At 65.1% G+C, this 25,203-nt stretch carries 23 protein-coding genes; 14 read left to right on the forward strand and 9 right to left on the reverse strand.

The genetic code is table 11. The annotated features are described in order from the left end of the window. Positions 1-209: 209 nt before the first annotated feature. From P6U31_RS34720 to P6U31_RS34730, 3 genes are all read right to left on the reverse strand, one after another. Entirely contained in the window at positions 210-425 is a 216-nt protein-coding gene (locus P6U31_RS34720) for a hypothetical protein (protein WP_407186091.1), read from the reverse strand. Position 426: 1 nt separating this feature from the next. Beyond that, positions 427-1,086, reverse strand: a complete 660-nt coding sequence (locus P6U31_RS34725; RefSeq protein ID WP_407186092.1) for an acyl-homoserine-lactone synthase — start codon at positions 1,084-1,086, stop codon at positions 427-429. A gap of 82 nt (positions 1,087-1,168) precedes the next feature. Then, positions 1,169-1,897 (reverse strand): autoinducer binding domain-containing protein, encoded by a 729-nt coding sequence (locus P6U31_RS34730; protein ID WP_407186093.1) that lies wholly within the window; start codon positions 1,895-1,897, stop codon positions 1,169-1,171. A 168-nt stretch (positions 1,898-2,065) separates the two neighbouring features. Between P6U31_RS34730 and P6U31_RS34735 the strand changes: the two genes are divergently transcribed. From P6U31_RS34735 to P6U31_RS34780, 10 genes are all read left to right on the forward strand, one after another. Further along, entirely contained in the window at positions 2,066-2,242 is a 177-nt protein-coding gene (locus P6U31_RS34735) for a hypothetical protein (protein ID WP_407186094.1), read from the forward strand. A gap of 696 nt (positions 2,243-2,938) precedes the next feature. After that, on the forward strand, positions 2,939-3,877 hold the full coding sequence (locus P6U31_RS34740; RefSeq protein WP_407186095.1) for a LysR family transcriptional regulator: 939 nt from the start codon (positions 2,939-2,941) through the stop codon (positions 3,875-3,877). A gap of 132 nt (positions 3,878-4,009) precedes the next feature. Beyond that, a complete protein-coding gene (locus tag P6U31_RS34745; RefSeq protein WP_407186096.1) occupies positions 4,010-4,888 on the forward strand; it encodes a shikimate dehydrogenase in 879 nt (292 codons plus the stop codon). Between the two features lie 58 nt (positions 4,889-4,946). Continuing rightward, positions 4,947-6,077 carry an ABC transporter substrate-binding protein gene (locus tag P6U31_RS34750; protein WP_407186097.1) on the forward strand — a complete coding sequence of 377 codons (1,131 nt, stop codon included), beginning with the start codon at positions 4,947-4,949 and terminating at the stop codon, positions 6,075-6,077. 222 nt (positions 6,078-6,299) lie between these two features. Then, a complete protein-coding gene (locus P6U31_RS34755; protein ID WP_407186098.1) occupies positions 6,300-7,175 on the forward strand; it encodes a branched-chain amino acid ABC transporter permease in 876 nt (291 codons plus the stop codon). Then, positions 7,172-8,170, forward strand: a complete 999-nt coding sequence (locus P6U31_RS34760; RefSeq protein WP_407186099.1) for a branched-chain amino acid ABC transporter permease — start codon at positions 7,172-7,174, stop codon at positions 8,168-8,170. The genes P6U31_RS34755 and P6U31_RS34760 overlap by 4 nt, the downstream gene beginning before the upstream one ends. After that, complete coding sequence (locus tag P6U31_RS34765; RefSeq protein WP_407186100.1) at positions 8,167-8,910, forward strand: ABC transporter ATP-binding protein; 744 nt, start codon at positions 8,167-8,169, stop codon at positions 8,908-8,910. Before P6U31_RS34760 ends, P6U31_RS34765 begins: the two co-directional genes overlap by 4 nt. 9 nt (positions 8,911-8,919) lie before the next feature. Further along, positions 8,920-9,657 carry an ABC transporter ATP-binding protein gene (locus tag P6U31_RS34770; RefSeq protein ID WP_407186101.1) on the forward strand — a complete coding sequence of 246 codons (738 nt, stop codon included), beginning with the start codon at positions 8,920-8,922 and terminating at the stop codon, positions 9,655-9,657. Continuing rightward, positions 9,654-10,712, forward strand: a complete 1,059-nt coding sequence (locus P6U31_RS34775) for a Gfo/Idh/MocA family protein (protein WP_407186102.1) — start codon at positions 9,654-9,656, stop codon at positions 10,710-10,712. Before P6U31_RS34770 ends, P6U31_RS34775 begins: the two co-directional genes overlap by 4 nt. Continuing rightward, on the forward strand, positions 10,709-12,580 hold the full coding sequence (locus tag P6U31_RS34780) for a bifunctional sugar phosphate isomerase/epimerase/4-hydroxyphenylpyruvate dioxygenase family protein (RefSeq protein ID WP_407186103.1): 1,872 nt from the start codon (positions 10,709-10,711) through the stop codon (positions 12,578-12,580). The genes P6U31_RS34775 and P6U31_RS34780 overlap by 4 nt, the downstream gene beginning before the upstream one ends. A 261-nt stretch (positions 12,581-12,841) precedes the next feature. Here P6U31_RS34780 and P6U31_RS34785 read toward each other — a convergent pair whose 3' ends face one another. Beyond that, complete coding sequence (locus tag P6U31_RS34785; RefSeq protein WP_407186104.1) at positions 12,842-14,014, reverse strand: ABC transporter substrate-binding protein; 1,173 nt, start codon at positions 14,012-14,014, stop codon at positions 12,842-12,844. Between the two features lie 300 nt (positions 14,015-14,314). Between P6U31_RS34785 and P6U31_RS34790 the strand changes: the two genes are divergently transcribed. Continuing rightward, entirely contained in the window at positions 14,315-15,577 is a 1,263-nt protein-coding gene (locus tag P6U31_RS34790) for an NAD(P)/FAD-dependent oxidoreductase (protein WP_407186105.1), read from the forward strand. 534 nt (positions 15,578-16,111) lie between these two features. Here the strand turns inward: P6U31_RS34790 and P6U31_RS34795 are convergent. The 3 genes from P6U31_RS34795 to P6U31_RS34805 are packed head-to-tail and all read right to left on the reverse strand — an operon-like array spanning position 16,112 to position 18,935. Continuing rightward, complete coding sequence (locus P6U31_RS34795; protein WP_407186106.1) at positions 16,112-17,323, reverse strand: ABC transporter substrate-binding protein; 1,212 nt, start codon at positions 17,321-17,323, stop codon at positions 16,112-16,114. A 55-nt stretch (positions 17,324-17,378) separates the two neighbouring features. Beyond that, positions 17,379-17,702: a 2Fe-2S iron-sulfur cluster-binding protein gene (locus P6U31_RS34800; protein ID WP_407186107.1), complete on the reverse strand. Its 324-nt coding sequence runs from the start codon at positions 17,700-17,702 to the stop codon at positions 17,379-17,381. Between the two features lie 12 nt (positions 17,703-17,714). Continuing rightward, positions 17,715-18,935, reverse strand: coding sequence for a cytochrome P450 (locus tag P6U31_RS34805; RefSeq protein WP_407186108.1), 1,221 nt, complete (start codon positions 18,933-18,935; stop codon positions 17,715-17,717). An 83-nt stretch (positions 18,936-19,018) separates the two neighbouring features. On the opposite strand from P6U31_RS34805, the gene P6U31_RS34810 reads away from it, so the two are divergent. Continuing rightward, a complete protein-coding gene (locus tag P6U31_RS34810) occupies positions 19,019-19,525 on the forward strand; it encodes a MarR family winged helix-turn-helix transcriptional regulator (RefSeq protein WP_407186109.1) in 507 nt (168 codons plus the stop codon). A gap of 296 nt (positions 19,526-19,821) precedes the next feature. Here the strand turns inward: P6U31_RS34810 and P6U31_RS34815 are convergent, their stop codons facing one another. Next, positions 19,822-21,684 carry a feruloyl-CoA synthase gene (locus tag P6U31_RS34815; RefSeq protein ID WP_407186110.1) on the reverse strand — a complete coding sequence of 621 codons (1,863 nt, stop codon included), beginning with the start codon at positions 21,682-21,684 and terminating at the stop codon, positions 19,822-19,824. 149 nt (positions 21,685-21,833) lie between these two features. On the opposite strand from P6U31_RS34815, the gene P6U31_RS34820 reads away from it, so the two are divergent. Both P6U31_RS34820 and atzF read left to right on the forward strand, forming a co-directional pair. Continuing rightward, positions 21,834-22,334: a MarR family winged helix-turn-helix transcriptional regulator gene (locus tag P6U31_RS34820; RefSeq protein WP_407186111.1), complete on the forward strand. Its 501-nt coding sequence runs from the start codon at positions 21,834-21,836 to the stop codon at positions 22,332-22,334. A 192-nt stretch (positions 22,335-22,526) separates the two neighbouring features. After that, positions 22,527-24,347, forward strand: coding sequence for an allophanate hydrolase (gene atzF, locus P6U31_RS34825; protein ID WP_407186112.1), 1,821 nt, complete (start codon positions 22,527-22,529; stop codon positions 24,345-24,347). A gap of 138 nt (positions 24,348-24,485) precedes the next feature. On the opposite strand, the gene P6U31_RS34830 is transcribed toward atzF, so the two are convergent. Next, a complete protein-coding gene (locus tag P6U31_RS34830) occupies positions 24,486-25,199 on the reverse strand; it encodes a GntR family transcriptional regulator (RefSeq protein WP_407186113.1) in 714 nt (237 codons plus the stop codon). Positions 25,200-25,203: the final 4 nt, after the last annotated feature.

Here is a 25,203-nt window from a genome sequence, read left to right on the forward strand (position 1 = left end):
AGGCCGAAAAATGGGTAATGGCAGTATCGTTCCGAGGCAAGAGCGATTCGACACCAAACATGCACTTTGTTGCATGCCGGTGCATGCGATCAAAATGACTTGCAAGAAAGCTGCCGTGCCGACTGGGGCAACCTGCCGCACCCAAACGATCGCCCTCCCCCCGTTTGCCGGGGGGAGGGTGTGACATCCGTGAAGTCGAGGGGATGCGTCTAGTGCGACGTCATCTGCTGGGAAAGGCCATCCGGTTCGGCGAGCACATCGACCGTCGAGGCCTCCAGCGCCGCCATCCGAAACAGATAGGCGAGCGTCGCCAATCCGGTGTCTTCCGCCATCTGCGCCAGCTCGAGCGCCATGTCGGACATGTAGCCGAGATCCTCGTCCCTGGTCTGCGCCATGATCTGGCTATCACGCATCATGTTCGACATCTCAGGCACTCTTTCGTTGCGCGGCGGCAGCGCCGCAGAGGTTAGCACGGGCGACGGCATCCAGATGCGGGCCGTCCTGGCGCACGACCGAAGTCATGCCGATGCGGTCATGCAGGACATCGAGCGTCTCGCGTCGAATGTCGATGGTCGCCGCCATGGTCCATGCATTCTCCACCAGCGCCGGCAGGCCGAGCGGCGTCACGACGAAGCCGGCCTCGTGGAAGCGCGGCAGCCACCAGGTTTCCATGATCGCGCTGACCTGCGCGATCCCCTGATCGAGGCAGAACTCCTGCACCGCCGCCATGAGCTGCAGGTTGAGCGCGCCGTCGCGGCGATCGCGCACGACGAAGTAGCGCGACCATTCCCACGTCAGGGGATCCGCAGGGCAGCCCCGGACCGACGCCAGATGCGGGAACACCTCGCTCATCATCGTGGGCTTGGTGGTCGGGTAGAGCCGGTGGCCGCCGATGACGCGGCGCCCCTCGAGCGCCAGCAGATAGACGGTGTCTTCGTCGTCATAGGAATCGATCTCGCGGCCGTCGGACCTGCGTAAGGTTTCCCAGCAACGCTCCTCGACGAAGATGTCGTGACGCAGCCGGAAGTGCTGCTCGATCACGTCTTCATAAAGGTGGCGATTTACCGCGGAAATTGCGTGAATCATGAAATCCCCCATTCATCCTCAATGGGAGAAGAATCTGCGAAAAGACGCAGGTTCGATATTGGGAAATTTCCCAGTACGGCGCTTAAGGGGCGATGATCTTGTTCCGAATCGCCAGTGCCACTGCATGCGTGCGGTTGACGGCACCAAGCTTGCGCGCGGCAGTTGCAAGATGCTCTTCGGCCGTGCGCTGCGTGATGTGCAGGATCTCGCCGATTTCCCAGGCCGACTTGCCCTGCGAGGCCCAGGAGATCACCTCGCGCTCGCGCGCGGTGAGGCGCGTCGAGGAACAAGGCGTCGGCTCGAGCAGACGGCGAATGTGGTCGAAGCCATACATCGCCATCAGATGCAGCGCCGGCTTGCTGCGCGCATTGAGATCGAGATGGACGCCGCCGAGCGACACCGCAGCTTCATAGCCGGTCAGCCCGTGGATCGGCACGATGAAGCCGCGCGACATGCGAAACTCGCTGGCACGATTCATCACCTCGGCCGCGTTCGGCTCGAGCTCGGCGTCGTAGGGCGCTTCCGACCATTCGAACGGATTGACCGATTGCCGGCACAGCCGCACGACGGGATCGACTCGGTCGTAATTGTTCTGGGTGTAGAGGCTGAACCATCCGGCCGGCCAGCGCTTGGCAAGCACCATCTGTGCGAACCGCTGCTCGGGATTCGGCAATCCCGTCACAATGATGGTCTCGAAGCCGAAGCGACCGAACGCCGTTTCGAGTGCGTCCATGGCGTCTGGAACCTTGGTATAGGCTCCAAGCCCTTCGATGAAGTCGAGCGCCTCCCGGCCATAATCTACGGCGGACATCGGTGCATTTCCTGACCCACGCCGGCCCGTATAACACGTATTCGGGCGCTGTCTCAAACGCGCTGCGACCGTAGTTTACCGGTGCCGATCTGGCCTGAAGAATTAAACTACTTGTGGCAGAATTGACCTCACGATACACCTCAGCGCGTTTGAAGCGGGAACCCCACGATGGAAGACGAGGACATCGCCCTCAACAGCGTGCTCGGCCTGGAATTGAACCGCGTGTTTTTCGCCGTCCGCGAAACGGCAAACAAGCAGAAGATCATCGAGTTCGCGCGCGAGGTGCTGCAAGACGAGCGCGCGGAGCTGGCCGAGAGCGCGTCGCCGGAAGGGCCGACGAGCTAGAACGCGTTGCAACAGACGACGCCGAAGCAACAGATCGCGCGACGACGCCCTTCCATTCGAACGCGCCGACTTTAGTCGAGACATTCTGGAGGTTACTCCGCCATCAACAGCCAGGTGTCAGGTGCGCTCTTACCCTCCCCTGGAGGGCTGGGCTATCGCATTTGAGAGCTTTCTCCTGCGGCCATCCTTCGAGACGCCCGCTTTAGGCGGGCTCCTCAGGATGAGGACTGAGTACGTGGCTGCAGTTTCAACGGGCGCTGGCGCCCATTAGCCTCATCCTGAGGAGACCGCGAAGTGGTCGTCTCGAAGGACGAGGCGCGCGCTCAGCTCGCGCAAAGGACGATACGCGATCGACGCTCCCCTGGAGGGCATGGCTATCGCATATGAGTGGGGTTGCCTGTGGCGCATCCTTCGAGACGCCCGCCCTTGGCGGGCCCTCAGGATGAGGACGGAGTGCGCGGCGGCGCTTTCAACGGACACCGATACAGTTCAGCCTCATCCTGAGGAGACCGCGAAGCGGGCGTCTCGAAGGAGAGGCGCTTGCTCGGGCCCCGCCACAAAGCCATATGCGACAGCCCCGCCCTCCAGGGGAGGGTAAGCACTCCCGTGCGTGCATTGTCAGCCACTTGGCGCTGGATGACATTGCGGCTCTCGTGAGATGATAGCTGCTACGATCATTTTCCGGATGCCCATGACATGATGACGCTGCGCCAGGTTGAAGTGATCCGCGCCGTGATGGTGACGGGCACCATCGGCGGTGCGGCGAAGCTGCTCAACGTCTCGGCGCCGGGAATCAGTCGCCTCGTCAAATACACCGAGCGCTCGCTCGGCATACGCTTCTTCCAGCGCCAGAACGGGCGCTATTTCCCGACGCCGGAAGCCGAGAACATTTTCGAGCAGATCAACGGCGTCTACAAGAAGGTCGACGACCTCTCCGAGATCATTTCCAAGATCGGCCGCGGCGGCCTCTCGGAATTGCGCATCGGCTCGGTGCCGAGCATCTCGCAGGTGATGGTGCCGCGCGCGATCGAACGCGTCCGCCGCCGCTATCCGGACCTCGGCATCGACATCAACATCCTCAAGCTCGAGGAGGCCATCGACTATTTGATGCTCGGGCGCGGCGAGTGCGTGGCGATGAGCTATCGGCTGGAGCATTCGGGGCTCGATTTCATGCCGCTCGCCTCGGGCGAGCTCTATTGCATCGTGCCGCCGGGCCACGAGCTCTCCGGCCGCAAGCAGGTCTCCGCCGCCGAGATCACCCGCTATCCGCTGATCGGCATCGACCCCAACGATCCCTACGGTCGGATCATGGCCGAGATCTTCGCCCGCAACCGGCTCGATTACAACATCACCATCCGCGCGCGCTTCGGCACCACGGTCTGCGCGCTGGTGAAGGCGGGCCTTGGCATCGCCATCATCGACCAGTTCACGGTGGCCCATGGCGGCTATCCCGGCATCGAGCTCTTGAAGATCGCCGAGCCGACGCGGTTCGACACCTTTATCGCGGTCAAGCGCGGCGCGCCGCTGTCGCTCCATGTCGAATACTTCATCGAGGCCCTGCGGGCCGAGATGCGCGCGGTGGAGCCGTCCCGCGGCACCGGCAAGGCCGTTTCGGGACGCGGTCGGAAGAAATAACATGATGTTAGGTTTGTCGGATAAAAGGGTAATTGTGTTAGGCGAGGGAAAGGCTATCGTCGCGCTTGGAATTGCGAAGGTTTCTCCGTTAATGACCGGGACCGAAGGCTCCCAACGAGACGACAGCAAACCATGTCCACGCGCGGATACGCCGCCAGCAAGAAGCTTCTCACCGGCCTGATCGGCGCGCCGATCGCGCATTCCGCGTCCCCTGCCATGCATGAACGCGCTGCCGAGGCGCTCGGCCTGCGCGGCCATTACCAGCTGATCGAGGTCGCCGGTGCCGATGCGACCGGGCTCAGCATGATGCTCGAGGGCGTGCGGCGGCTCGGCTTCGCCGGCGTCAATGTCACCTACCCCTACAAGGAAGCAATCGTCCCGCTGCTCGACGCACTGGCGCCGGGCGCCGCCAGCATGGGCGCAGTCAACACCGTCGTGGTCAAGGACGGCCGCCTGACCGGCCACAACACCGACACCACGGGCTTTGCGCGCGCGGTGGCGCCGCTGCTGGCGCCATCAGGCAACGCGATCGCCCTGATCGGCGCCGGCGGCGTCGGCAAGGCGATCGCTTTTGCACTGGCGAGCCTTGATGTCACGGACATCCGCATTTTCGACAGCGAGCCGGCGCGCGCCGAGAAGCTCGCTGCGCTGCTTGCCAGGCAGGCCGGCGCCAGAGTAGCAGCAAGCGTCGAGGACGCGCTTGATGGCGCTACCGGCCTCGTCAACGGCACGCCGGTCGGCATGCTGCCGAACCGCGGCATGCCCGTGCCCGCCGCGCTGCTGCATGAGAGACTCTGGGTTGCTGATGCCGTCTATACACCGCTGATCACACCGTTGCTGGCGGCGGCACGGGAGCGCGGCGCGAAGATCATGACTGGGCGGGAGCTCGCGATCTACCAGGCCGCCGACGCTTTCGAACTGTTCACGGGCCTTGCCCCATCGATCGAGGTCATGGGAGAGGCATTCGACGAGGCGATGGCGGCACGAAGCTCGGCCTATCACGCAGCCTGACCGAAGCGGCCACACATAAGGCCGCCGAAGACATCGACGACAAAACGGGAGGAGAACCATGAAAACGACCCTGCTGGCAGGCGCCCTGCTTGCCTTCGCGACTGCAACAAGTGTCCACGCCCAGGCGATCAAGCTCGCCGACGTCGCCGAGCTCTCGGGCGGCGGCGCCACCGTCGGCACCAACTGGAAGAACGGCATCGACCTCGCGATCGAGGAGATCAACGCCAAGGGCGGCGTGCTCGGTCGCAAGCTGGAAGTGACCCATGCGGACTCACAGTCCAACCCCGGCGTTGCCCGCGCCCAGGTGCAGAAGGCGCTCGATGCCGAGCCCTATGTGCTGCTCGGACCCGGCTATTCCGGCTCGGTGAAGGTCACCGCCCCTCTCGCCGCCGAAGCCGGCATCGCGCAGATCATGGGCGGCGAAGCCGCCGAGCTGACGCAGGCAGGAAACAAATTCCTGTTCCGCACCTCCTTCGGCCAGCAATCCTCGATGCCGAAGGTCGCCAAATACATCCACGACGAGATGAAGGCGAAGACCGTCGCGGTGGTCTGGGTCAACAACGACTTCGGCCGCGGCGGACGCGACGTCATCGTCAAGGAGCTTGACCGGCTCGGCTCCAAGGTCGTCGCTGATCTCTCCACCGAAGCAGGACAAGCCGATTTCGCCGCCGACGTCGGCAAGATCAAGGCTGCCAATCCCGACGCCGTGTTCGTCTACCTCAACGAGGAAGAGAGCGCGCGCATCCTGAAAGAGCTGAAGCGCCAGGGCGTCACCGCGCCGCTGATGGGCGAGACCACGCTGATCGGCCAGAAGGTGATCGAGCTCGCCGGCGATGCCGCCAACGGCGCGCGCGGCCATGTCGGCCTCACCACGGATGCGCCGGTCGACCTGATAAAGGCGTTCCGCGAAAAATTTTCCAAGAAGTACAATTACGTCCCTGATCATAACGGCCTGAAGGGCTACCTCGCCGTCTACATGGTGAAAGCCACCACCGAGAAGATGGGCAAGGTCGACCCGAAGAAGTTCGCCGACACGCTGCACGGCCTCACCATCAAGGCCGCGGACGAGCCGGGCATTTTGATGGACGTCACCTTCAGCGACACCGGCGACATCGACCGCCAGAGCTTCCTGGTCGAGGTGGTCGAAGGCAAGCAGGTGGTGAAGCAGGTGCTGCCGAAGGTGAAGTGAGATAGAGAAGAGCAAGCGCCTCGTCCTTCGAGACGACCGCTTTCAGCGGTCTCCTCAGGATGAAGCTGAACTCGCTGCGGAGCGCATGGTCCTGCAGCCGCGCGCTCCGCCCTCATCCTGAGGGCCCGCCAAAGGCGGGCGTCTCGAAGGATACGTCACGAGGACGCTGTCGCGAGAGCGGTTGCTTGCCGCAGGCGAAAAGCGGGACTGAAAGAGGGGAATATGTCCAACCTATTCGATCTTCTGGTTGCGGGGCTCGCCACCGGTGCGATCTATGCGCTGGTCGCGGTCGGCTTCACGTTGCTGTGGCAGACCTCGCAGACCATCAATTTTGCGCAAGGCGAGTTCGTGATGCTGCCGGCGTTCCTGATGCTGGCGGCGATGCATGCGGGCGCGCCGTTCTGGCTCGCGATCATTCTCGGCATCCTGCTCTCGATGATCCTGCTCGGCCTCGCCTTCAAGATGCTGCTGGTCGACCCGATGATGCGCCACGGCGTGCTGCCGCTGGCGATCGCGACGATGGCGCTTGCGATCGGTATCAAGGAAGCCGTGAAGCAGTTCTTCAGCGCCGAGGCGTCGCCCTTCCCCTCGATCGTGCCGACCGGCGACGTCTCCATCCTCGGCCACGCCGTCTCGCTGCAGAGCATCGGCGTGCTCGCCGTCGCCATCCTCGCCGTGCTCGGGCTGACGACGCTGCTCAATCGCACCTCGCTCGGCCACCAGATGCAGGCTGCGGCGCAGAACCCGACCGTGGCGCGCATCATCGGCGTGCCGGTCGAGCGCATGATCCTCCTGACCTTCGTGATCAACGCCTTCCTGGTCGCGCTGGCCTCGCTGCTGATCACGCCGATCTACCTTGCAAAGTTCTCGTCCGGCGAGGTGCTGGGCCAGGCCGCCTTCATCGCCGCGATCGTCGGCGGCTTCAACCAGGTGCGCGGCGCGATCGCCGGCGGTCTCCTGATCGGCGTGCTCGACAATCTCGCGGCTGCCTATGTCTCGACGCAATATCGTGCCGCCGTGCCGATGATCTTCCTGATCGCTGTCATCCTGTTCCGACCGCAAGGACTGCTCGGCCGCACCGAGGAGCGCACGGTATGAGCGGCTTTACCAAACCGTTGAAGATCGTGCTCGGCCTTGCCGTCATCGCCGCACTGATCATCGTTCCCATGAACTTCAACCGCTACGGCCTCTTCATCCTCAGCCAATGGGCGGTGATGAGCATCGCCGCGATGGGGCTCAACCTCACGCTGGGCTATGCCGGCCAGGTCTCGCTGGCGCAGGGCGCCTTCGTCGGCATCGGCGCCTATGCCGCGGCGATCATGACCACCCATGGCTGGCCGCTGCCGGCGGCGATCCTGGTTGCGATCGTGCTCAGCTTCGCGGTCGGCTGGGTGCTCGGCTATCCCGCCCTGCGCGTGCAGCACCATTACCTCGCCTTCGTCACGCTGGCCTTCTCCACCCTCGCCTTCCTGGTGTTCCGCAACGAGAGCTGGCTCACCGGCGGCATCTACGGCATCTCCAACATTCCGCGCCCGCACATCTTCGGCATCGCGACCAACAAGCCGCTGCCGTTCTACTATGTCTGCGTCGGTTCGCTCGCCATCGTGTCGCTGGCGGTGTGGTGGCTGATCCGCTCGCCCTGGGGCCGCGCCTTCATGGCGCTGCGCGAGAACCCGTTGCGCGCGCAATCGCTCGGCATCGACACCCGCCGCTACACGCTGATGGCGTTCGCGATCGGCTCAGCGCTCGGCGGCGTCGCCGGCGCGCTATATGCGCCGCTAACGCAATATATCGATCCCGTTCCCTTCAACCTGTCGCTCTCGCTCGACCTCCTGATGATGGTGATCGTCGGCGGCGCCGGGTTCTATTTCGGCCCCTTCTTGGGGGCCATGATCGCGGTGCTGCTGCCGGAATGGCTGCGTTTCACCGAGGGCTATTATCTGATGCTGTACGCGGTGGCGGTGATGCTGCTGCTGATCTGGTCGCCGACGGGCATTCTCGGCATTCTCGATCGTTACATGGCCGCGCGGCGGACCAAGGCGGCCTCGGCGCTGCGCGCCGTCGCCAAGTCGCGTCTGGAGACGGTGCAATGAGCGCGGTCCTCGAAGTCACCAATATCAAGAAAAACTTCGGCGGCATCAGCGCCGTCGACGGCGTCTCGTTCGACGTGCGCGAGGGCGAGATCCTCGGCCTGATCGGCCCGAACGGCTGCGGCAAGTCGACGCTGTTCAACTGCATCCTCGGCCAGCTCACGCCGTCAGGCGGCGAGGTCAGGCTCGACGGGCAGGTGGTCACGGGCCTGCGTCCGTCCGAGCTCAACAAGCTCGGGGTCAGCCGCACCTTCCAGCTGCTGCAGGTGTTCCCGAAGCTTTCGGTGCGGGAGAACCTGATCCTCGCCGGTCAAGAGCACCGGGGCAACATGGCCTCGCGCCTGGTCGGGCGCTCCGACGCAGGACTGACCGACGCCGCCAACCAGATGATCGGCTTCTTCAAGCTCGACCATCTTGCCGACGAGCCCGCCGGCGGCCTCTCCTATGGCCAGCAGAAGCTACTCGACGCCGCCATGGCCTTCATGGGCGGACCGCGCCTCGTGCTGCTCGACGAGCCCGCCGGCGGCGTCAATCCGTCGATGCTGGCGGACCTCAAGGACCGCCTGGTCGCGATCAACCGCGAGAAGAACGCGACCTTCGTCGTGATCGAGCACAATATGGAGTTCGTGATGTCGCTGTGCTCGCGCGTGATGGTGATGGCGGAGGGCAAGGTGCTGGCGATGGGGCGCCCCGACGAGGTGCGCAAGAACCCCGCCGTGATCGAAGCCTATCTCGGACATTGAGGAGCGATCATGAGCGACCCGATTCTCTCGGTTCACAACCTCGTCGGCGGCTACGGCAAGATGACGATCCTGAACGGCACCACCTTTGCCGTTCCTCCAGCCACGATCACCACCATCATCGGCCCGAACGGCGCCGGCAAGTCCACCGTGTTCAAGGCGATCTTCGGGCTGCTCAAGCTGCGCGAGGGCAAGATCAGCTTTGCCGGCCGCGACGTCACCAATTTGAGCCAGCGCGCGCTGCTCAGTGCCGGCATCTGCTACGTGCCGCAGGGCCGCAACATCTTTCCCGAGCTGTCGGTGCGCCACAACATCGAGCTCGGCGGCGTCGCCGCCGAGAAGGGCCTCGACCTGCCCAAACGGATCGAGGCGGCGCTCGACCTGTTTCCGGCGCTGCGGCGCAAATCCGCGCAGCAGGCCTCCACGCTCTCGGGCGGCGAGCAGAAGCAGCTCGAGATCGCGCGCTCGCTGCTGCTCGAACCGAAGCTGGTTCTGATCGACGAACCCTCGATCGGCCTGTCGCCGCTGATGGTGCAGCAGACCTTCGACATCCTGAAATCCTTGCGCGACCGCGGCGTCACCATCCTGATGATCGAGCAGAACGCGCGCTCGGCGCTGGAGATCTCCGACATCGGCATCGTGCTTGAGCTCGGCCAGACCCGCATGGTCGACGACGCGAAACGCATCCTGGGCGATCCCCGCATCGGCCAGCTCTTCCTCGGCGGCGCGATGGAGGAAACCGCGGCATGAGCGCAAAGATGCGGATCGCCGTGGCTGGCGCCGGCCTGATCGGCCGCCGCCATATCGAGTTGATTTCGGCATCAGAGGACTGCGAGCTCGCCGGCATTGCCGATCCCTCGCCTGCCGCGAAGGATCTCGCGGAGGGATACGATGTGCCGTGGCATGCGGACCATCGCGCGCTGCTGGAGCAGGACAAGCCCGACGGCCTCGTCATCGCTTCGCCCAACACACTGCATTTGCCGATGGCGCTCGATTGCGCGGCCGCCGGCGTGCCGGCGCTGATCGAAAAGCCGGTGACGGAGACCGTTGCTGCCGCGCAGCGCCTCTGCGCTGCGGTCAAGCGCACCGGCGTGCCGATGCTGGTCGGCCATCACCGCCGGCACAATCCGATCATCAAAGCCGCACGCGAGGCCGTCGCGACCGGCAGGCTCGGCCAGCTCACCGCCGTGGTCGGGCTGTGGCTGCTGAAAAAGCCCGACGACTATTTCGAGGTAGAGTGGCGGCGCGAGCACGGCGGTGGGCCGCTGCTCATCAACTCCATCCACGACATCGACAACCTGCGCTTCATCTGCGGCGAGATCATCGAGGTGCAGGCGCTGACCTCGAACAAGGTGCGTGGCTTCACCGTCGAGGACACTGCGGCGCTGCTGCTGCGCTTTGCGAGTGGCGCGCTGGGGACGGTGACCGTGTCGGATGCGACGCCGGCACCGTGGAGCTGGGAGCTCTCCTCGGGCGAGAACCCTGCTTATCCCAAGCAGGATCAGCCCTGCTACATCCTGGCCGGCACCAAGGGATCGTTGTCCGTGCCGAATATGGAGCTGTGGTCCTATGCGCGAGAGCCCGGCTGGTACGCACCGCTGTCGCGCGCGACCGCTCTGCCGCCCGCTTTCGACCCGCTGGTCGAGCAGCTCCGGCATTTCTGCGCGGTCATCAGGGGCCACGAACAGCCGTTGATCACGGCCAGGGACGCGATGGGTACGCTCGCCGTCGTCGAAGCCGTCAGCAAGGCCGCGCGCACGGGCCAGACGATCTCACCGGGGCGGATCATGGAGCAGGCAGAATGAACAAGCGCTCGATCGCGACCGTCTCTCTCTCGGGGGCGCTGGACGAAAAGCTCCGTGCCATCGCGGCCGCCGGCTTCGACGAGGTCGAGATCTTCGAGAACGACCTGCTATCGTTCGGCGCAGGCCCGCGCGACATCGCCAAGCTCTGCGGCGATCTCAACCTGAAGATCTGCGCGTTCCAGCCGTTCCGCGACTTCGAGGGCATGCCGGAGCCGCAGCGCGCGCGCAATTTTTCCCGCGCCATGCGCAAGTTCGACCTGATGCAGGAGCTCGGCACGGACCTGCTTCTGATCTGCTCCAACGTCTCGCCGGCCTCGCTCGGCGGCATCGATCGCGCCGCCGACGATTTTCGTGAGCTCGGCGAGCGCGCAGCCGGGCGCGGCTTGCGCGTCGGCTACGAGGCGCTGGCCTGGGGCCGTCATGTCAACGACTATCGCGACGCCTGGGAGATCGTGCGGCGTGCCGATCACCCTGCGATCGGCATCATCCTCGACAGCTTTCACGCGCTGGCGCCGGGCTTTCCGACGCGCGCGATCGCCTCGATCCCCGGCGACAAGATCTTTCTGGTGCAGCTCGCGGACGCGCCGAAGCTCGAGCTCGACATCCTGTCCTGGAGCCGGCACTTCCGTTCCTTCCCCGGCCAGGGCGACCTTCCGGTCGGTGAGTTCATGACGGCGGTCGCGGCGACCGGCTATGCCGGGCCGCTGTCGCTGGAGATCTTCAACGACCAGTTCCGCGCCGGCTCGGCCGCGCAAACCGCGCTCGACGGCCTGCGCTCGCTGATCCTGCTGGAGGACCAGCTTGCGCCGGACTGGCCACGCTTCGCGGCCGAGCCGCTGGCACCGAAAGCGAAGAGCCGGGGCACCGGCTTCGTCGAGTTTGCGGTCAACGAGAGCAAGGCCGGCGATCTCGCCCGGCTGTTTTCGCAGCTCGGCTTCCGCAAGACCGGCGCGCATCGCAGCAAGGCGGTGGAGCGCTGGTCGCAGGGCAAGGTCGAGCTCGTCATCAACAGCGAGACCGACGGCTTCGCCCATTCCCACTATGTCACGCACGGCCCCGGCGTTTGCGCGATCGCGCTCGATGTCGACAATGCCGGCCTTGCGATGCAGCGCGCCGAGGCGCTCAAGGCGCGCACCTTCTACCAGCCGGTCGGGCCGGGCGAGCTCGAAATTCCAGCGATTCACGGCGTCGGCGGCAGCCTGCTCTATTTCCTGGATCAGGCCGGCAAGAACTGGGACACCGATTTCGCGCCGGTTGCGAGCGACAGTGGCGCGGACGCGCTGCTCGCCGTCGACCACATCGCGCAGTCGATGCCTTATGACGAGATGCTGTCGTGGCTGCTGTTCTACACCGGCATCCTGGATCTGACGCGGCTGCCGCAGATGGAGATCGCCGATCCCAGGGGTCTCGTGCAGAGCCAGGCCGTCATCAACGCCGACCGCAGCCTGCGCTTCGTGCTCAACGGCTCCTCGGCCAACCGCACGCTGCCGGCACGCTTCATCTCGGAGTTTTTCGGCTCGGGCGTGCAGCACGTCGCGTTCTCTTGCCGCGACATCTTCGCGACGGTCGCGGAGATGCGCAAGCGCGGCGCGGATTTCCTCGATATCCCCGCCAATTATTACGACGACATCGAAGCCAAATACGACCTCGCGCCCGAGCTGATGGCGCAGCTGCGCGCCAACCACATCCTTTACGACCGCGAGGGCGACGGCGAGTTCTTCCAGGTCTACACCCACATCTTCGACGAGCGCTTTTTCTTCGAGATCGTCGAGCGCAGGAACTATCAGGGATTTGGGGCGGCCAATGCCGGCATCAGGCTGGCCGCCCAGGCCCGCGAGGTGCGCCCCGCGAGCATGCCAAGGGTGTAGCTTTCTTCCCTCTCCCCGCGCTTGTCCGCCGAAGTTTTAGCGAGGGCGGATACGGGGAGAGCGCCGACGCGCGCAGCGCGGCGGAGTCTCCGCGAGTCGCATCGCAATCGGGAGCAACGCTCCCTCAACACGTCATTGCGAGCGCAGCTCGCAATGACGATCTGGTGAGTAGTTGCGAACTCAACGTCTACCGCCTCCGCGGAGACTCCCCCTCACCCCTGACCCTCTCCCCGCAAGCGGGGAGAGGGAAGAGCATCAGCCTCACTTCATCTTGCACTTGTCGTGGAAGCGATCCTGGTCGTTCTCGACGATGGTGGCGACGGTATTCAGGGCGAGCTGGCCTTCGGCGTCCTTGACCACGTCCTGGAGATAGAAGCTCTGCACCGGGATATGGTTGTTGCCATATTTGAACGCGCCGCGCAGCGACTTGAAATTGGCCCTCTCCATCTCGGCCTTCATCGCGTCCTTCTTGCTGGTGTCGCCCTTCACGGCGGCCACCGCACTGTTGATGAGCTGAGCCGCGTCATAGGATTGCGCGCCGTAATAGGTCGGGCGCAGGCCGGGATATTTCTTGCGGTAATCGGCGACGAAGCGCTTGTTCTGCTCGTTGGGCAGGTCGTTCACCCACTCCTGCGCGCCGGGAACGCCGAGCGCATTCTCCTTCTGCAGCGGCAGCGACAGCTCGTCGACCGTGAAGGCGGTGTAGAGCGGCATCGTGCTCTTCAGCCCCGCCTGCGCATATTGATTGAGGAACTGCACGCCGGCAGCGCCCGGATAGAACACGAAGATCGACTCCGCGCCCGAGGCGCGCGCCTTGGAGAGTTCGGCGGAGAAGTCGAGCTGGCTTGGCCACACCGTGTATTCCTCGCCCTTGATCTCGCCCTTGAACGTGCTCTTGAGGCCCGCCAGCATGTCCTTGCCGGCAGCATAGTTCGGGCCAATCAGGAACACGCTCTTGACGCCCTTCTGGTTCATGTAGAGGCCCATCGCCGCGGGCGTCTGGTCATTCTGCCAGGAGGTCGAGAACACGTAAGGTGAGCAGAGCTCGCCGGCGAGCTGCGACGGGCCGGCATTGGCGGAGATCAGGAAGGTCTGCGAGTCCACGGCCGTCTTCAGCGAGGCCAGGAGCACGTTCGACCAGATGTAGCCGACGATGAAATCGACCTTGTCCGACTGCACCAGCTTTTCGGTCTTCTGCTTGCCGACATCGGGCTTCTGCCCGTCATCCTCGTAGATGACCTCGACCGGCTTGCCTTCCATCTTCCGGCCCATGTGATCCAGCGCGAGCTCAAAGGAGTTGCGCATGTCGTTGCCGATCACGGCGGTCGGGCCGCTGAAGGTCGAAACGAAACCGATCTTGATGGTGTCGCCGGCGGATGCCGGACCCGCCAGCACCAGCGCCGCTGCGCCCGCCAGCCAGAATGCCGTCCTCATAACCACTCCCCTCCTTATTATTGGTCCCGGAAACGGGGTGATCGCCGCTCCAGGCCAGTCACTATTGAACGCAAAATCTGTCGAGCCGCCAATGGCTCAGCGCCTGCCGCTGCACCATATTTCGCCCCCGTCGAGGATGGCAAGAAATATAATTCTACTCGCTGCGACCGAGGCTGCGGCGCTTTTTCGCGCCGGATCGATACATCCGCTCTATGCCGCGATTGATGACCTCTATTGGACCGCGACGCCCCATCCGCACTTAAATGAGGACAAAGCAGCAGCGAGATTCGAGGACGTATCATGGCCGCACATCCCCATCGCGTCGTCATTGTCGGCGCCGGCTTCGGCGGGCTGGAGACGACTTACCGGCTCGCCGGCGCCCCGGTCGAGATCACGCTGATCGACCGCCGCAACCACCATCTGTTTCAGCCGCTGCTCTACCAGGTCGCGACCGCCTCGCTCGCCACCAGCGAGATCGCCTGGCCGATCCGCCACCTCATGCGCGACCGGCCCGAGGTGACGACGCTGTTTGCCACGGTCAACGGGGTCGACGCGGCACGTCGCTGCGTGCTGATCGACGACGGCAGCGAGGTGTCCTACGACACGTTGGTGCTCGCGACCGGCGCACGTCACGCCTATTTCGGTCACGATGAATGGGAGACATGGGCGCCGGGCCTGAAGACGCTGGAGGATGCGACCACTTTGCGCCGGCACATCCTGGTGGCATTCGAGCGCGCCGAGCGCGAGACCGATCCGGCAAGGCGCGCGGCGCGGCTGACCTTCGTCATTGTCGGCGCCGGTCCGACCGGCGTCGAGCTCGCCGGCACCATCGCCGAGATGGCGCATCACACTTTGCCCGGCGACTTCCGCAACATCGACACTCACAAGGCGCGCGTCGTGTTGATCGAAGCGGGTCCGCGTGTGCTCGCAGGCTTCCCGGACGATCTCTCGGCCTATGCCCAGGCCTCGCTGGAAAAGATCGGGGTGGAGGTCGTGCTGGGACAGGCCGTGACCGAGATCAATCGCGAGGGCGTGGTGTTCGGCGGCAAGCTGCTCGAAGCCAAGACGCGAATCTGGGCCGCCGGCGTCCGCGCCTCGCCCGCCGCCGAATGGCTGGGTGCCCCGAGCGACCGCGCCGGGCGCGTGCAGGTCGAGGCTGACCTCACCATTCCAGGCCATCCCGAGATCTTCGCGATCGGCGATACCGTCAGCATCAACGCCTGGGAGGGCAAGCCGGTGCCGGGCATTGCGCCCGCGGCGAAGCAGCAAGGGAAATACGTCGCCGCAACCATCAAGGCCCGCCTGCGCGGAGCTGCGACAGGCCCATTCCGCTACAAGCACGCCGGCAGCCTCGCCCAAATCGGCAAGCGGCTCGCGGTCATCGACTTCGGCCGCTTCAAGCTGCGCGGCGCCATCGCATGGTGGATCTGGGGCATCGCCCACATCTACTTCCTGATCGGGCTCCGCCACCGCCTCAGCGTCGCCTTGAGCTGGCTCTGGATCTATGCGCGCGACCAGCGCGCGGCGCGGTTGATTACGCAGGGGAGTAGCAAGGTGGTGTAGCTTCTCCCTCTCCCCGCTTGCGGGAGAGAGGGTCGGGGTGAGGGCAGGGCAATCGCATATGGTGAGCACGATGCGGCGGCAGTGGCAGTCGGCTCCCTCTCCCGCTTGCGGGGGAGGGCTGGGGTGGGGGCTATCTCCGCATTGGGATTGCTAGAAATAGCGGAAGATGCCCGCGAGTGGCGAAAACCCTCACCCGCCGCGCTCTGCGAGCGCGTCGGCCTCTCCCGCAAGCGGGAGAGGCGGAGCAAGCCCGCGGTCGTCGCGAAATCCATATGCGATTGCCCTGGGGGTGAGGGGGCGTTGCCGCGGCGACGGTGAGAGTTGGATCCGTTACTGTTTCCCCATCGTCATTGCGAGCGCAGCGAAGCAATCCAGAGTCTCTCCGCGGTGGGATTCTGGATTGGTTCGCTGCGCTCGCAATGACGTGTTGAGAGATCGCAGTCCCCGCAGACATTTAGCTTGCGGAGAGTCCCCTCACCCGCCGCGCTGCGCGCGTCGACCTCTCCCCGCGCGCGGGGAGAGGCGAAGAGCCGCCTACTTCACCAGCTCGCACCCGCCTTCCGTCAGCGGGCGGAACGCCTGGTCCGCCGGAATGGTCGAGACCAGCTTGTAATAGTCATAGGGATACTTCGAGTCCTCGGGCTTCTTCACCTCGAACAGATACATCGGATGCACGACGCGGCCGTCCTGGCGGATGGTGGTGTCACCGAACAGTCTGTCCTTGCCTCTGAACTTCTTCATCTCGGGCACGGCGTCCTTGGCATTGTCGCTGCCGGTCGCCGCGACCGCGTTGAGGTAAGCGAGCGTCGAGGCATAGACGCCGGCCTGGTTGCCGCTCGGCATCTTGCCGTTCATGCCGGGTCTCGCGGCGAACCGCTTGGCAAAGGCGCGGGTGTCGTCGTTCATGTCCCAATAGAACGCTTCCATGAGTTGCAAGCCCTGCGCGACCTTGATGCCCATGCCGTGGATATCATTGATGAAGAGCAGGAAGGCGACGAGCTTCTGGCCGTTCTGCTGGATGCCGAACTCGGCGGCCTGCTTCACCGCGTTGATGGTGTCGCCGCCGGCATTGGCAAGTCCGATCACCTGCGCCTTCGAGCTCTGCGCCTGCAACAGGAAGGAGGCGAAATCTGAGGTGCCGAGCGGATGCTTGGAGGAGCCCAGCACCTTGCCGCCATGTCCTTCGATATATTTCTGCGCCTCCGCCTCGATACCTTTGCCAAGAGCATAGTCCACCGTCAGGAAATACCAGTCCTTGCCGCCACGCGACATCATCGCGGCTGCCGTGGTGTTGCCGGTTGCCCAGGTGTCGTTGACCCACTGGATGGTGTTGGGCGAGCAAGCCTTGCCGGTGAGATCCGAGCTTGCGGTCGAGGAGGCCAGGAACGTCATGCGGCTATCGCGCAGCAGCGCGTTGATGGAAAGACCGACCGCCGAGTTCGGCACGTCGACGATGGCATCGACGCCTTCGACATCAAGCCATTTGCGCGCGATGGCATTGCCGACATCGGCCTTGTTCTGATGGTCGGCATAGACGATCTCGACCTTGATGTTCTTGCCGCCGCCGTTGAAGTCCTCCGCCGCCATGCGCGCGGCCTCGACCGAGCCCATGCCGTTGGTATCCTGGAAAATGCCGGAGATATCGTTGAGCACACCGATACGCACGACATTGTCCGATATGTCCGCGCTCGCCGCGCCGGTGACCAGGCTTGCGGCCAGCGCAAGCGTCCACCCCAGATGTTTCATAATCCTCTCCCCTGATTGATATCTTTAGGCGCCGATCTCTGCCGGCATATTGAAGTCAGACCTGACGCTCCGGCAGCTTCACGATGAGCCCGTCGAGCTCGGGCGTGACCTTGATCTGGCAGGACAGCCGGCTGGTCGGTCGGCGCTCGGCGGCGGTGCCGTCGAGCAGCGCGTCCTCGTCGTCGGCCATGACCGGCAGGCGGGCGAGCCAGCTCTCGTCGACATAGACGTGGCAGGTCGCGCACATGGCGTTACCGCCGCATTCCGCCAGGATGCCGTCGAGGCCGTGACGGGTCGCCGCCTGCATGGCGCTCTCGCCGTCCGAAGTCTCGATGCGGTCGGACTTGCCGTCGGGATGAATGAAGGTGATGGCGGGCATCAAGACTCCTCGTCAGGCCGGGGTGATCGTGACAGGCAGGCTGTCGAGCCCGCGCAGCGTGTTGTTGAAGCGGCGCTTCGGTTCGCCCGTGATCTCGATCTTCGCAATGCGGCGTGCCAGCGCCGTCAGCATCACCTCGCCTTCCAGGCGGGCGACGAGCTGGCCGACGCACATATGAATGCCGGAGCCGAAGCCGACATGGCCGGAGGTACGGCGGGTGATGTCGTAGCTGTCGGGCGTGTCCCAGCGTCTGGGATCGCGATTGGCGGCGGCGAGGAACATCAGCACTTTCTCGCCCTCGCCGATCCCTACGCCTGACAGCTCGACCTCTCGCGTGGTGGTGCGGAAGAAAGTCTGCACCGGGCTCTCGAAGCGAACGGCCTCTTCGAAAGCGTTGCGCGCGAGCGTCGGATCATCGCGCAGGTGCTGCCATTGGTCGGGAAAGCGCGCGAGGCAATAGACCGCAGCGCCGATGCCATTGACCGTCGTATCGAGGCCGGCAGACAGGAGCGAGCGCACCAGCAGCGGCGCCTCGGTGGCGGTGATCTCGCCGTCGTCGACGCGGGCGTGGATGCAGGCACCGAAGCCTCCGGGCGCGAGGTTGTCACGCTGGCATTGCTCGGCGACATAGGCCTGATGCGGTGCCGAGCGTGCGATCGCCTCCTGACGCAGCTCGTTCGGCGGCCCGAATGCGTTGAACACGACGCTCGCATAGGGGATCAGATGTTCCCGGCCCTCGGGCTTCAAGCCCAGCGCATCCGGAAAGATCGACAGCGGATAGGCTTCGGCGAGGTCGCTGATCGCATCGAAACTGCGCATCTCGATCAGCGCGTCCACCCGTTGCTCCGCTGCGGCGGCAAAGCGGTCGCGAACCTGCTTCATCGCGGTCGGCGACAGCACTTTCGACAGCACGGCGCGGGTGCGGGTATGCGCGGGCGGATCGGCCTCCAGGATCAGGCTCGGCGGCCGCCAGGGCGTCTCCTTCTTGAAGTCGGACAGGCCGACGCCGCGACTGGAACAGAAAGTCGCGGGATCGTTCAGCACCGCATGGACCTCGGCGTAGCGCGCCACGCCATAGACATTCCATTTGTCGAGATAGACAACCGGCCCCGCCTCCCGCAGCCGCTCATGCGCGGGATAAGGATCGGCAAAAAACTTCATGTCGAAGGGATCGACGTCGAGATGCGGGACAGACGTGGTGCCCGTCGACACCGGGGTGCCGGATGCGGTCATGGCAGATCTCCCTCATTTTGATCTTGTGAAAGAGCGGCGCATGCCCTTAGGTCTTCGAGCCCGCCGCGAGTCAGAACCCCGCTATGCCGCCGTCTTCGACCAGAGCCCGCCAAAAGCCCACGCCAAATGAGGCGGGGCCGACGCTCGATCTCGATCGCTACGTCCCGGCCTTCATCACCTTCATCGCCAACAAGCTCTCGAACAGCGCGACCGCGTTCTATCAGCGCGAGTTCGGGGTCAACGTCACCGAGTGGCGGATCATGTCGCTGCTGGCGATCGAACCGGGCATTCCGGCCTCGCGCATCTGCCACGTGATCGGCTTCGACAAGGGGCCCGTGAGCCGGACGCTGGCGGGCCTCGAGAAGCGCGGACTTGTCTCGATCCGCACCGACCCGAATGACGGCCGCACCCATTCGATCGCGCTCACCGCCAGGGGCCGCGCCACTCATGACAAGGTGATCGTTGCGGCGCTCGAACGCGAGCGGCGGCTGTTGTCTTGCCTCAGCAAGGACGAGCGGGAGGCGCTGATCGGCCTGCTGCGCCGCCTGCACGAAAATCTCGGCGCGGTCACCGGCGGCATCGAAGCCTGACGGGTCGTGCCTCAGGCGCCACGAGCCGTCACGTCCAGGCATGCGCCGGCGCTTGCCGACGGCACCCGTTTTGCCGCGCATAGTTTCCTCCATAAGCGGATGCAGCGGTTTGTCCGCCGTCATCTCTCCCTGGAACGGTTCGCATAAATTAGTTGCTTAGGCAACAAAAGAATCGGCAAAATATTGCGACAGAGCTGCTGGCCTATTCAGTTCAGCAATTGCCTCGCGCGTCACTCCGGGTTCGCACGACGCGCGCCCGACGGTGAGATAACTACGCGCTTACTTCTGCAGCTTCGTCACCCCAGGGACGAGACTCCAATCCACTCTCGCGACGCATCATCATTCAGCCGCGCCACCGCCTCTGCGCGACGCGTCAGCACGGCGCGCTGGTTGACGTAACCCTTGTCGGTGATCTCGCCGCCGTCGACCGACGGCGGCTCTGCGAGCAGCAGCGCGCGCGTGGCATGGCCGGAGGAGTTGCCGCTTTGCTGTTTCAGCCTCGACAGCCCCTGCGCGACCGTGCCCCTGACCTTGTCATGTGCCAGCACGTCGTTCAGATCGGCAGTCTCGGGCAGCCCCGCGTGAGCGCGGCAGGCCGCGATATTCGGAAACACGAGGAAGCGCACCTCGTCCCCGCCGTGTCCCGCCACGACGATGTCCTGCGCCAGCGGCGCCAGCGCGGCGATGCCGGCAACGCGCAGCGTGCCGACGCTGACCCAGGTGCCGGAATTGAGCTTGAAGTCCTCGGCGACGCGGCCGTCGAAGAACAGGCCACGCTCCGGCCGCGCGCTGTCAGCAAATTTGACGGCATCGCCGATCCGATAGAAGCCCTCCTCGTCGAAGGCCTGCCTGGTCAGCTCCGGCGCCTTCCAATAGCCCGGCGTGACGTTCGGACCGCGCACACGCACCTCCAGCTTGTCGCCGGAGGCGACGAGCTTCAATTCGGTGCCGGGAATGGGCACGCCGATATTGCCGGAGCGCTCGGCGAGAAAATGGCAGTCGGTCGCCAGCGGCGAGGTCTCCGTCGACCCCCAGGCCGACACCATCGGCAGTGCACGGCCGACGGTCTTGATCGAGAGCTCCTCGATAGCGTCCCAGAGATTCTGCGGCAGCGCCGCGCCGGCATAGAAAGCGAATTTCACTTCGCTGAAGAAGCGGCGGCGCAATTCCTCGTCGCCGCGTAGCGCCGCGATCAACATGTCGAAGCCGCGCGGCACGTTGAAATAGACCGTCGGCAGCACGCTTTTCAAATTGGCGAGCGACGTCGCAAACAGACCGGGCGCAGGTTTGCCGCCATCGATATAGAGCGAGCCGCCGTTGCGCAGCACGAGGTTGAAATTGTGGTTGGCGCCGAAGGTGTGACTCCAGGGCAGCCAGTCGAGAATGACGAGATCGCCGCGGCCCGGCTGCAGGAAGGTCCAGGTCTGCGCCTTGGCCTGCTGGCTCGAGGTCAGCATGCGCTGGGTGTTGATGACCGCTTTCGGCGTGCCGGTCGAACCCGAGGTGAACAGCAACTTTGCGATCGTGTCCGGCGTCACCGCGGCGAACGCCCTTGCGACGTCGTTGCTCTCGGGCGTTGCCGCGATCGTGCCGAAAGCGAGCGCGCCGGCGTCATCCGCATTGCCGCTGATGATCCGTGCCCGGTGCAGCGGCGCGATGGCCGCCAGCGCTGCCGCGAAGGGCCTGGTCGCAGAGACGTAGATCGCGCCCGGCTCGAGCAGCGCGATCATGCTCCTGAGCTTCTCGAAATCCCGGGACATCAGCGAATAGGCCGGCGAGATCGCGGCCGAGGGCACGCCGACATGCTGGGCAGCGAGCGCGAGCAGCGCGTGGTCGATGCTGTTGTCGGAAAGGATTGCGAGCGGCCGCTCGGCGCTGAGGCCCTGCGCCAGGATCCAGGACGCCGCCGCGCGCACCTGGCGCAGCGCCTGCGCATAGGTGACCGTGGTCCACGGCGCGTCGGCATTGCCGCGTTCGGCAAGGAAGATCGCGTCCGGCGTTTGCCGCGCCCATTGCTCCAGCCAGTCGCCGACGCAGCGCGCGCCGTCGCGCAGTGGATCGTGCGAGCGCAGCACGATGCTGCCGTCGGCGCGGTGCTCCGCGACGGTCCTTGGCGTTGCGAACAGGCCTGCAACGTCACCGCGTGGGGCGACTGTCATGTGTTTCCTCCCTCCGCCCGGCTCCGCGACCGGCTGCAACCTCGCTGCGGGCTGCTTTGGTGATAATGTTGGCACGGCAATTGTTGTCGTCAACAACAATCTTCCACCGAGGCTTGGGAGCCGCTAGGGTCCCTAGCAGGAGATATGATGTGACGACCAACGCAACCCGAGCCGAACTTCGCCCACGCAAGCGTGCCGGCAACGGCGCGGCGCCTCGCGATCTCGCCGACGAGATCGGCCTCGACGTCCTGGTCGGGCATGCCGGCTACGCGGTGCGGCGCTTCCAGATCTGGATTTTCCAGGACTTCATCAAGACGCTCGGCGAGGTCGACATCAAGCCGACGCAATATTCGGTGCTGACGGTGATCGGCGCCAATCCGGGCCTGTCGCAGATGGCGGTGGCGAAGCGCCTCGGCATCGAGCGCGCCCGGCTGGTGCATCTGCTCGACAGCCTCGAGCAGCGCAGGCTCGTGAAGCGGGTCAAGTCGAAGGCGGACAGGCGCTCGCATGCGCTCCACCTCACCACGCAGGGCGAGACGGCGCTGGCGAAGTTCAAGCGGCTCGCCGCCGAGCATGAGCGGCATGTCGAGGCGAAGATCGGCAAGGACAACCGGGCGCAGCTGCTCCGGATCCTGGCTGGCTTCACCTGATCTCGGCTGCCCATGATTTGGGCAGATGCCCGTCGCAGGGCGCCGACATAATCGCCTGCCGGCTCGTCGCAATACCTTCCAAGCCACTGATTACGCGGTAATATCCGCAGCAATCGCCCTGCCCGGATAATGTACACAATGGCACATCGCTTGCTTCACTCCTAGCGAAGACGATTGCCGGAGTTTGTCGCCATGAGGGCTGAAATGGGGGCTGAGCAGCCTGAAACGATCGCCGCGATTGTGGCCGCGCATCGCGCGGGCATGCTGACGCCGGCACAGACGGTCGCGCGGACCTATCAGCGCATTCGCGACCACAACGATCCCGCCATTTTCATCAGCCTGCGCGACGAGACGGACGCGGTCGCGGAGGCTGAAAAGCTTGCCGCGCGTGCGGACGCCGCCAGCCTGCCGCTCTACGGCGTGCCGGTCGCGGTGAAGGACAATATCGACGCGCTCGGCTTTCCGACCACGGCGGCCTGCCCGGCCTTCTCCTACAATCCGACGCACGACTCGACTGCGGTGGCGCGGCTGCGTGCGGCCGGCGCCATCATCATCGGCAAGACCAATCTCGACCAGTTTGCAACCGGCCTCGTCGGCGTGCGCTCGCCCTACGGCATCCCCAAAAATTCGATCCGCGAGGATCTCATTCCCGGTGGATCGAGCTCGGGCTCCGCAGTCGCCGTCGGCGCGGGGCTCGTGCCGCTGACGCTGGGGACCGACACGGCCGGCTCGGGCCGCGTGCCGGCGATGCTCAACAACATCGTCGGGCTGAAGCCGAGCCTCGGCATGATCTCGACCGCAGGGCTCGTGCCGGCCTGCCGCACGCTCGACTGCATCTCGGTCTTCGCCCTGACGGTCGATGATGCCGCGCTGGCGCTGTCCGTGATGGCGGGGCCGGATCAGGCTGATCCGTTCTCGCGCGACCGGCCGCTTCAGCCGCTCGCGCAGACTCCCGCAAATCTGCGCCTCGGCGTGCCGCGCGACGGACAGCTGATCTTCTTCGGCGACAAGAAGGCGGAAGCTGCCTACGCCGACGCACTGAAGCGCTGGACCGCGCTCGGCGCCAAGCTGATCGAGTTCGACCTCGAGCCGTTCTACGAGACGGCGCGGCTGCTCTATGAGGGCCCGTGGGTCGCCGAGCGCTATCTCGTGATCAAGGATCTGCTGGCGTCGGCGCCCGATTCGATTCATCCCGTGACACGCGAGATCACCGCGGCCGGCGCGCGGCTGACCGCAGCGGACACCTTCTCCGCACTCTATCGCCTGCAGGGCCTGCGCAAGATCGCCGAGCGCACCTTTGCCAATATCGACGCGCTGGTGCTGCCGACCGCGCCGACGGCCTATACGACCGCGCAGGTGCTCGCCAATCCGATCGAGCTCAACAGCCGGCTCGGCACCTATACCAATTTCGTCAATCTGCTCGACCTCTGCGGCCTGGCACTGCCGGCGTCGATGCGCGCCGACGGCATTCCATTCGGGATCACGCTGCTGGCGCCCGCGGGACGCGATGCGATGCTTGCCAGCATCGGCCGGGTCTTCCATGCGGAGACCAAGCTCAGCCTTGGCGCAAAGGTCGCAGCGCAAGCTCCGCTCGCGCCGCTGCCGGCAAAGACGGGCGATGAGATTCCGATCGCGGTCGTCGGTGCGCATCTCTCCGGCATGGCATTGAACGGTGAGTTGACGGCGCTGAGCGGAAAGCTGATCGAGGCGACGAAGACTGCGCCGGACTACAAGCTTTATGCGCTGACGACCACACCGCCGAAGCCGGGCATGCTGCGCGTCGAGGCCGGCAAGGGCGCGTCGATCGAGCTGGAGATCTGGTCACTGTCGCCGTCCGCCTTCGGCAAGTTCGTCGACGCGATTCCCGCGCCGATGGCGATCGGCACGGTTCGCCTCGCCGATGGTCGCAGCGTCAAGGGCTTTCTCGTCGAGCCGGAAGTGCTCGGCGAGGCACGGGATATCACGGCGTATGGCGGCTGGCGCGCCTTCATGAAGCAAGCCGCAACAGCGTAGATCTCGTAGCGGGAGCAAAGCGACTTGTCCGCCATAGCTCGAAGAGCGACGGCGGATGCGTGCCCGCCATTCCGTCCATCATGAAGAAGATCGTGGGCATGGCGCTTTGCACCTTTGCCCGCGGCACCGTGTATGCGGCTACACCGAGACCGCGTAGATCTCGTACTCCCCGCGCACCAGCTCGATATGCGCGCGCATCGCCGCCGCTGCGCCCTGCTTGTCGCCGCGCATGATCGCGACGACGACACGGTCGTGCTCGGCCTGCGACTTGGCCAGACGGCCGAGGTTGCGGAACTGGGCACGGCGGAACGGCTGCACGCGCACGCGCGTCGCCAGCGTGATCTCGGCGATATAGCCATTCTGCGAACCGGCATAGATCGCGTTGTGAAAGCGCTCATTGACCTCGTGGAAGCGCTCGGGGTTGCCGGCATAGCTCAGCACCCGCAGCTCTTCGTGGATCGCTTCGAGACCGTGTCGCTCGCTCGCTGCCATGCGCTCGGCAGCGAGCCCAGCGCACAGCGCCTCGAGCTCGGCCATCGCCTCGAACATGCTCTTGAGCCGCTCGATCGACGGCTGCGCCACCACGGCACCGCGATGGGGCCGCGCCTCGACCAGACCGCTCGCCACCAATTGCCGCAGCGCTTCGCGCACCGGGGTCCGCGACACGCTGAAGCGCCGCGCAATGTCGGTCTCATCCAGCGGCGCCCCGGGGGCGAGGGTCCCACGCACGATCTCGTCGGCGAGCTGAAGCCGTAGCTCCTCGGCGCGCGTGACCTTGTGCACGCTGGGCTGCGCCCGGTCGACCCGCGGCACCACCGGCAGCGTCCCAAGGGGAAGATCGTCAAGCGTCATGCGA

This window comes from Bradyrhizobium centrosematis (assembly GCF_045571495.1).
GTDB lineage: Bacteria > Pseudomonadota > Alphaproteobacteria > Rhizobiales > Xanthobacteraceae > Bradyrhizobium > Bradyrhizobium centrosematis.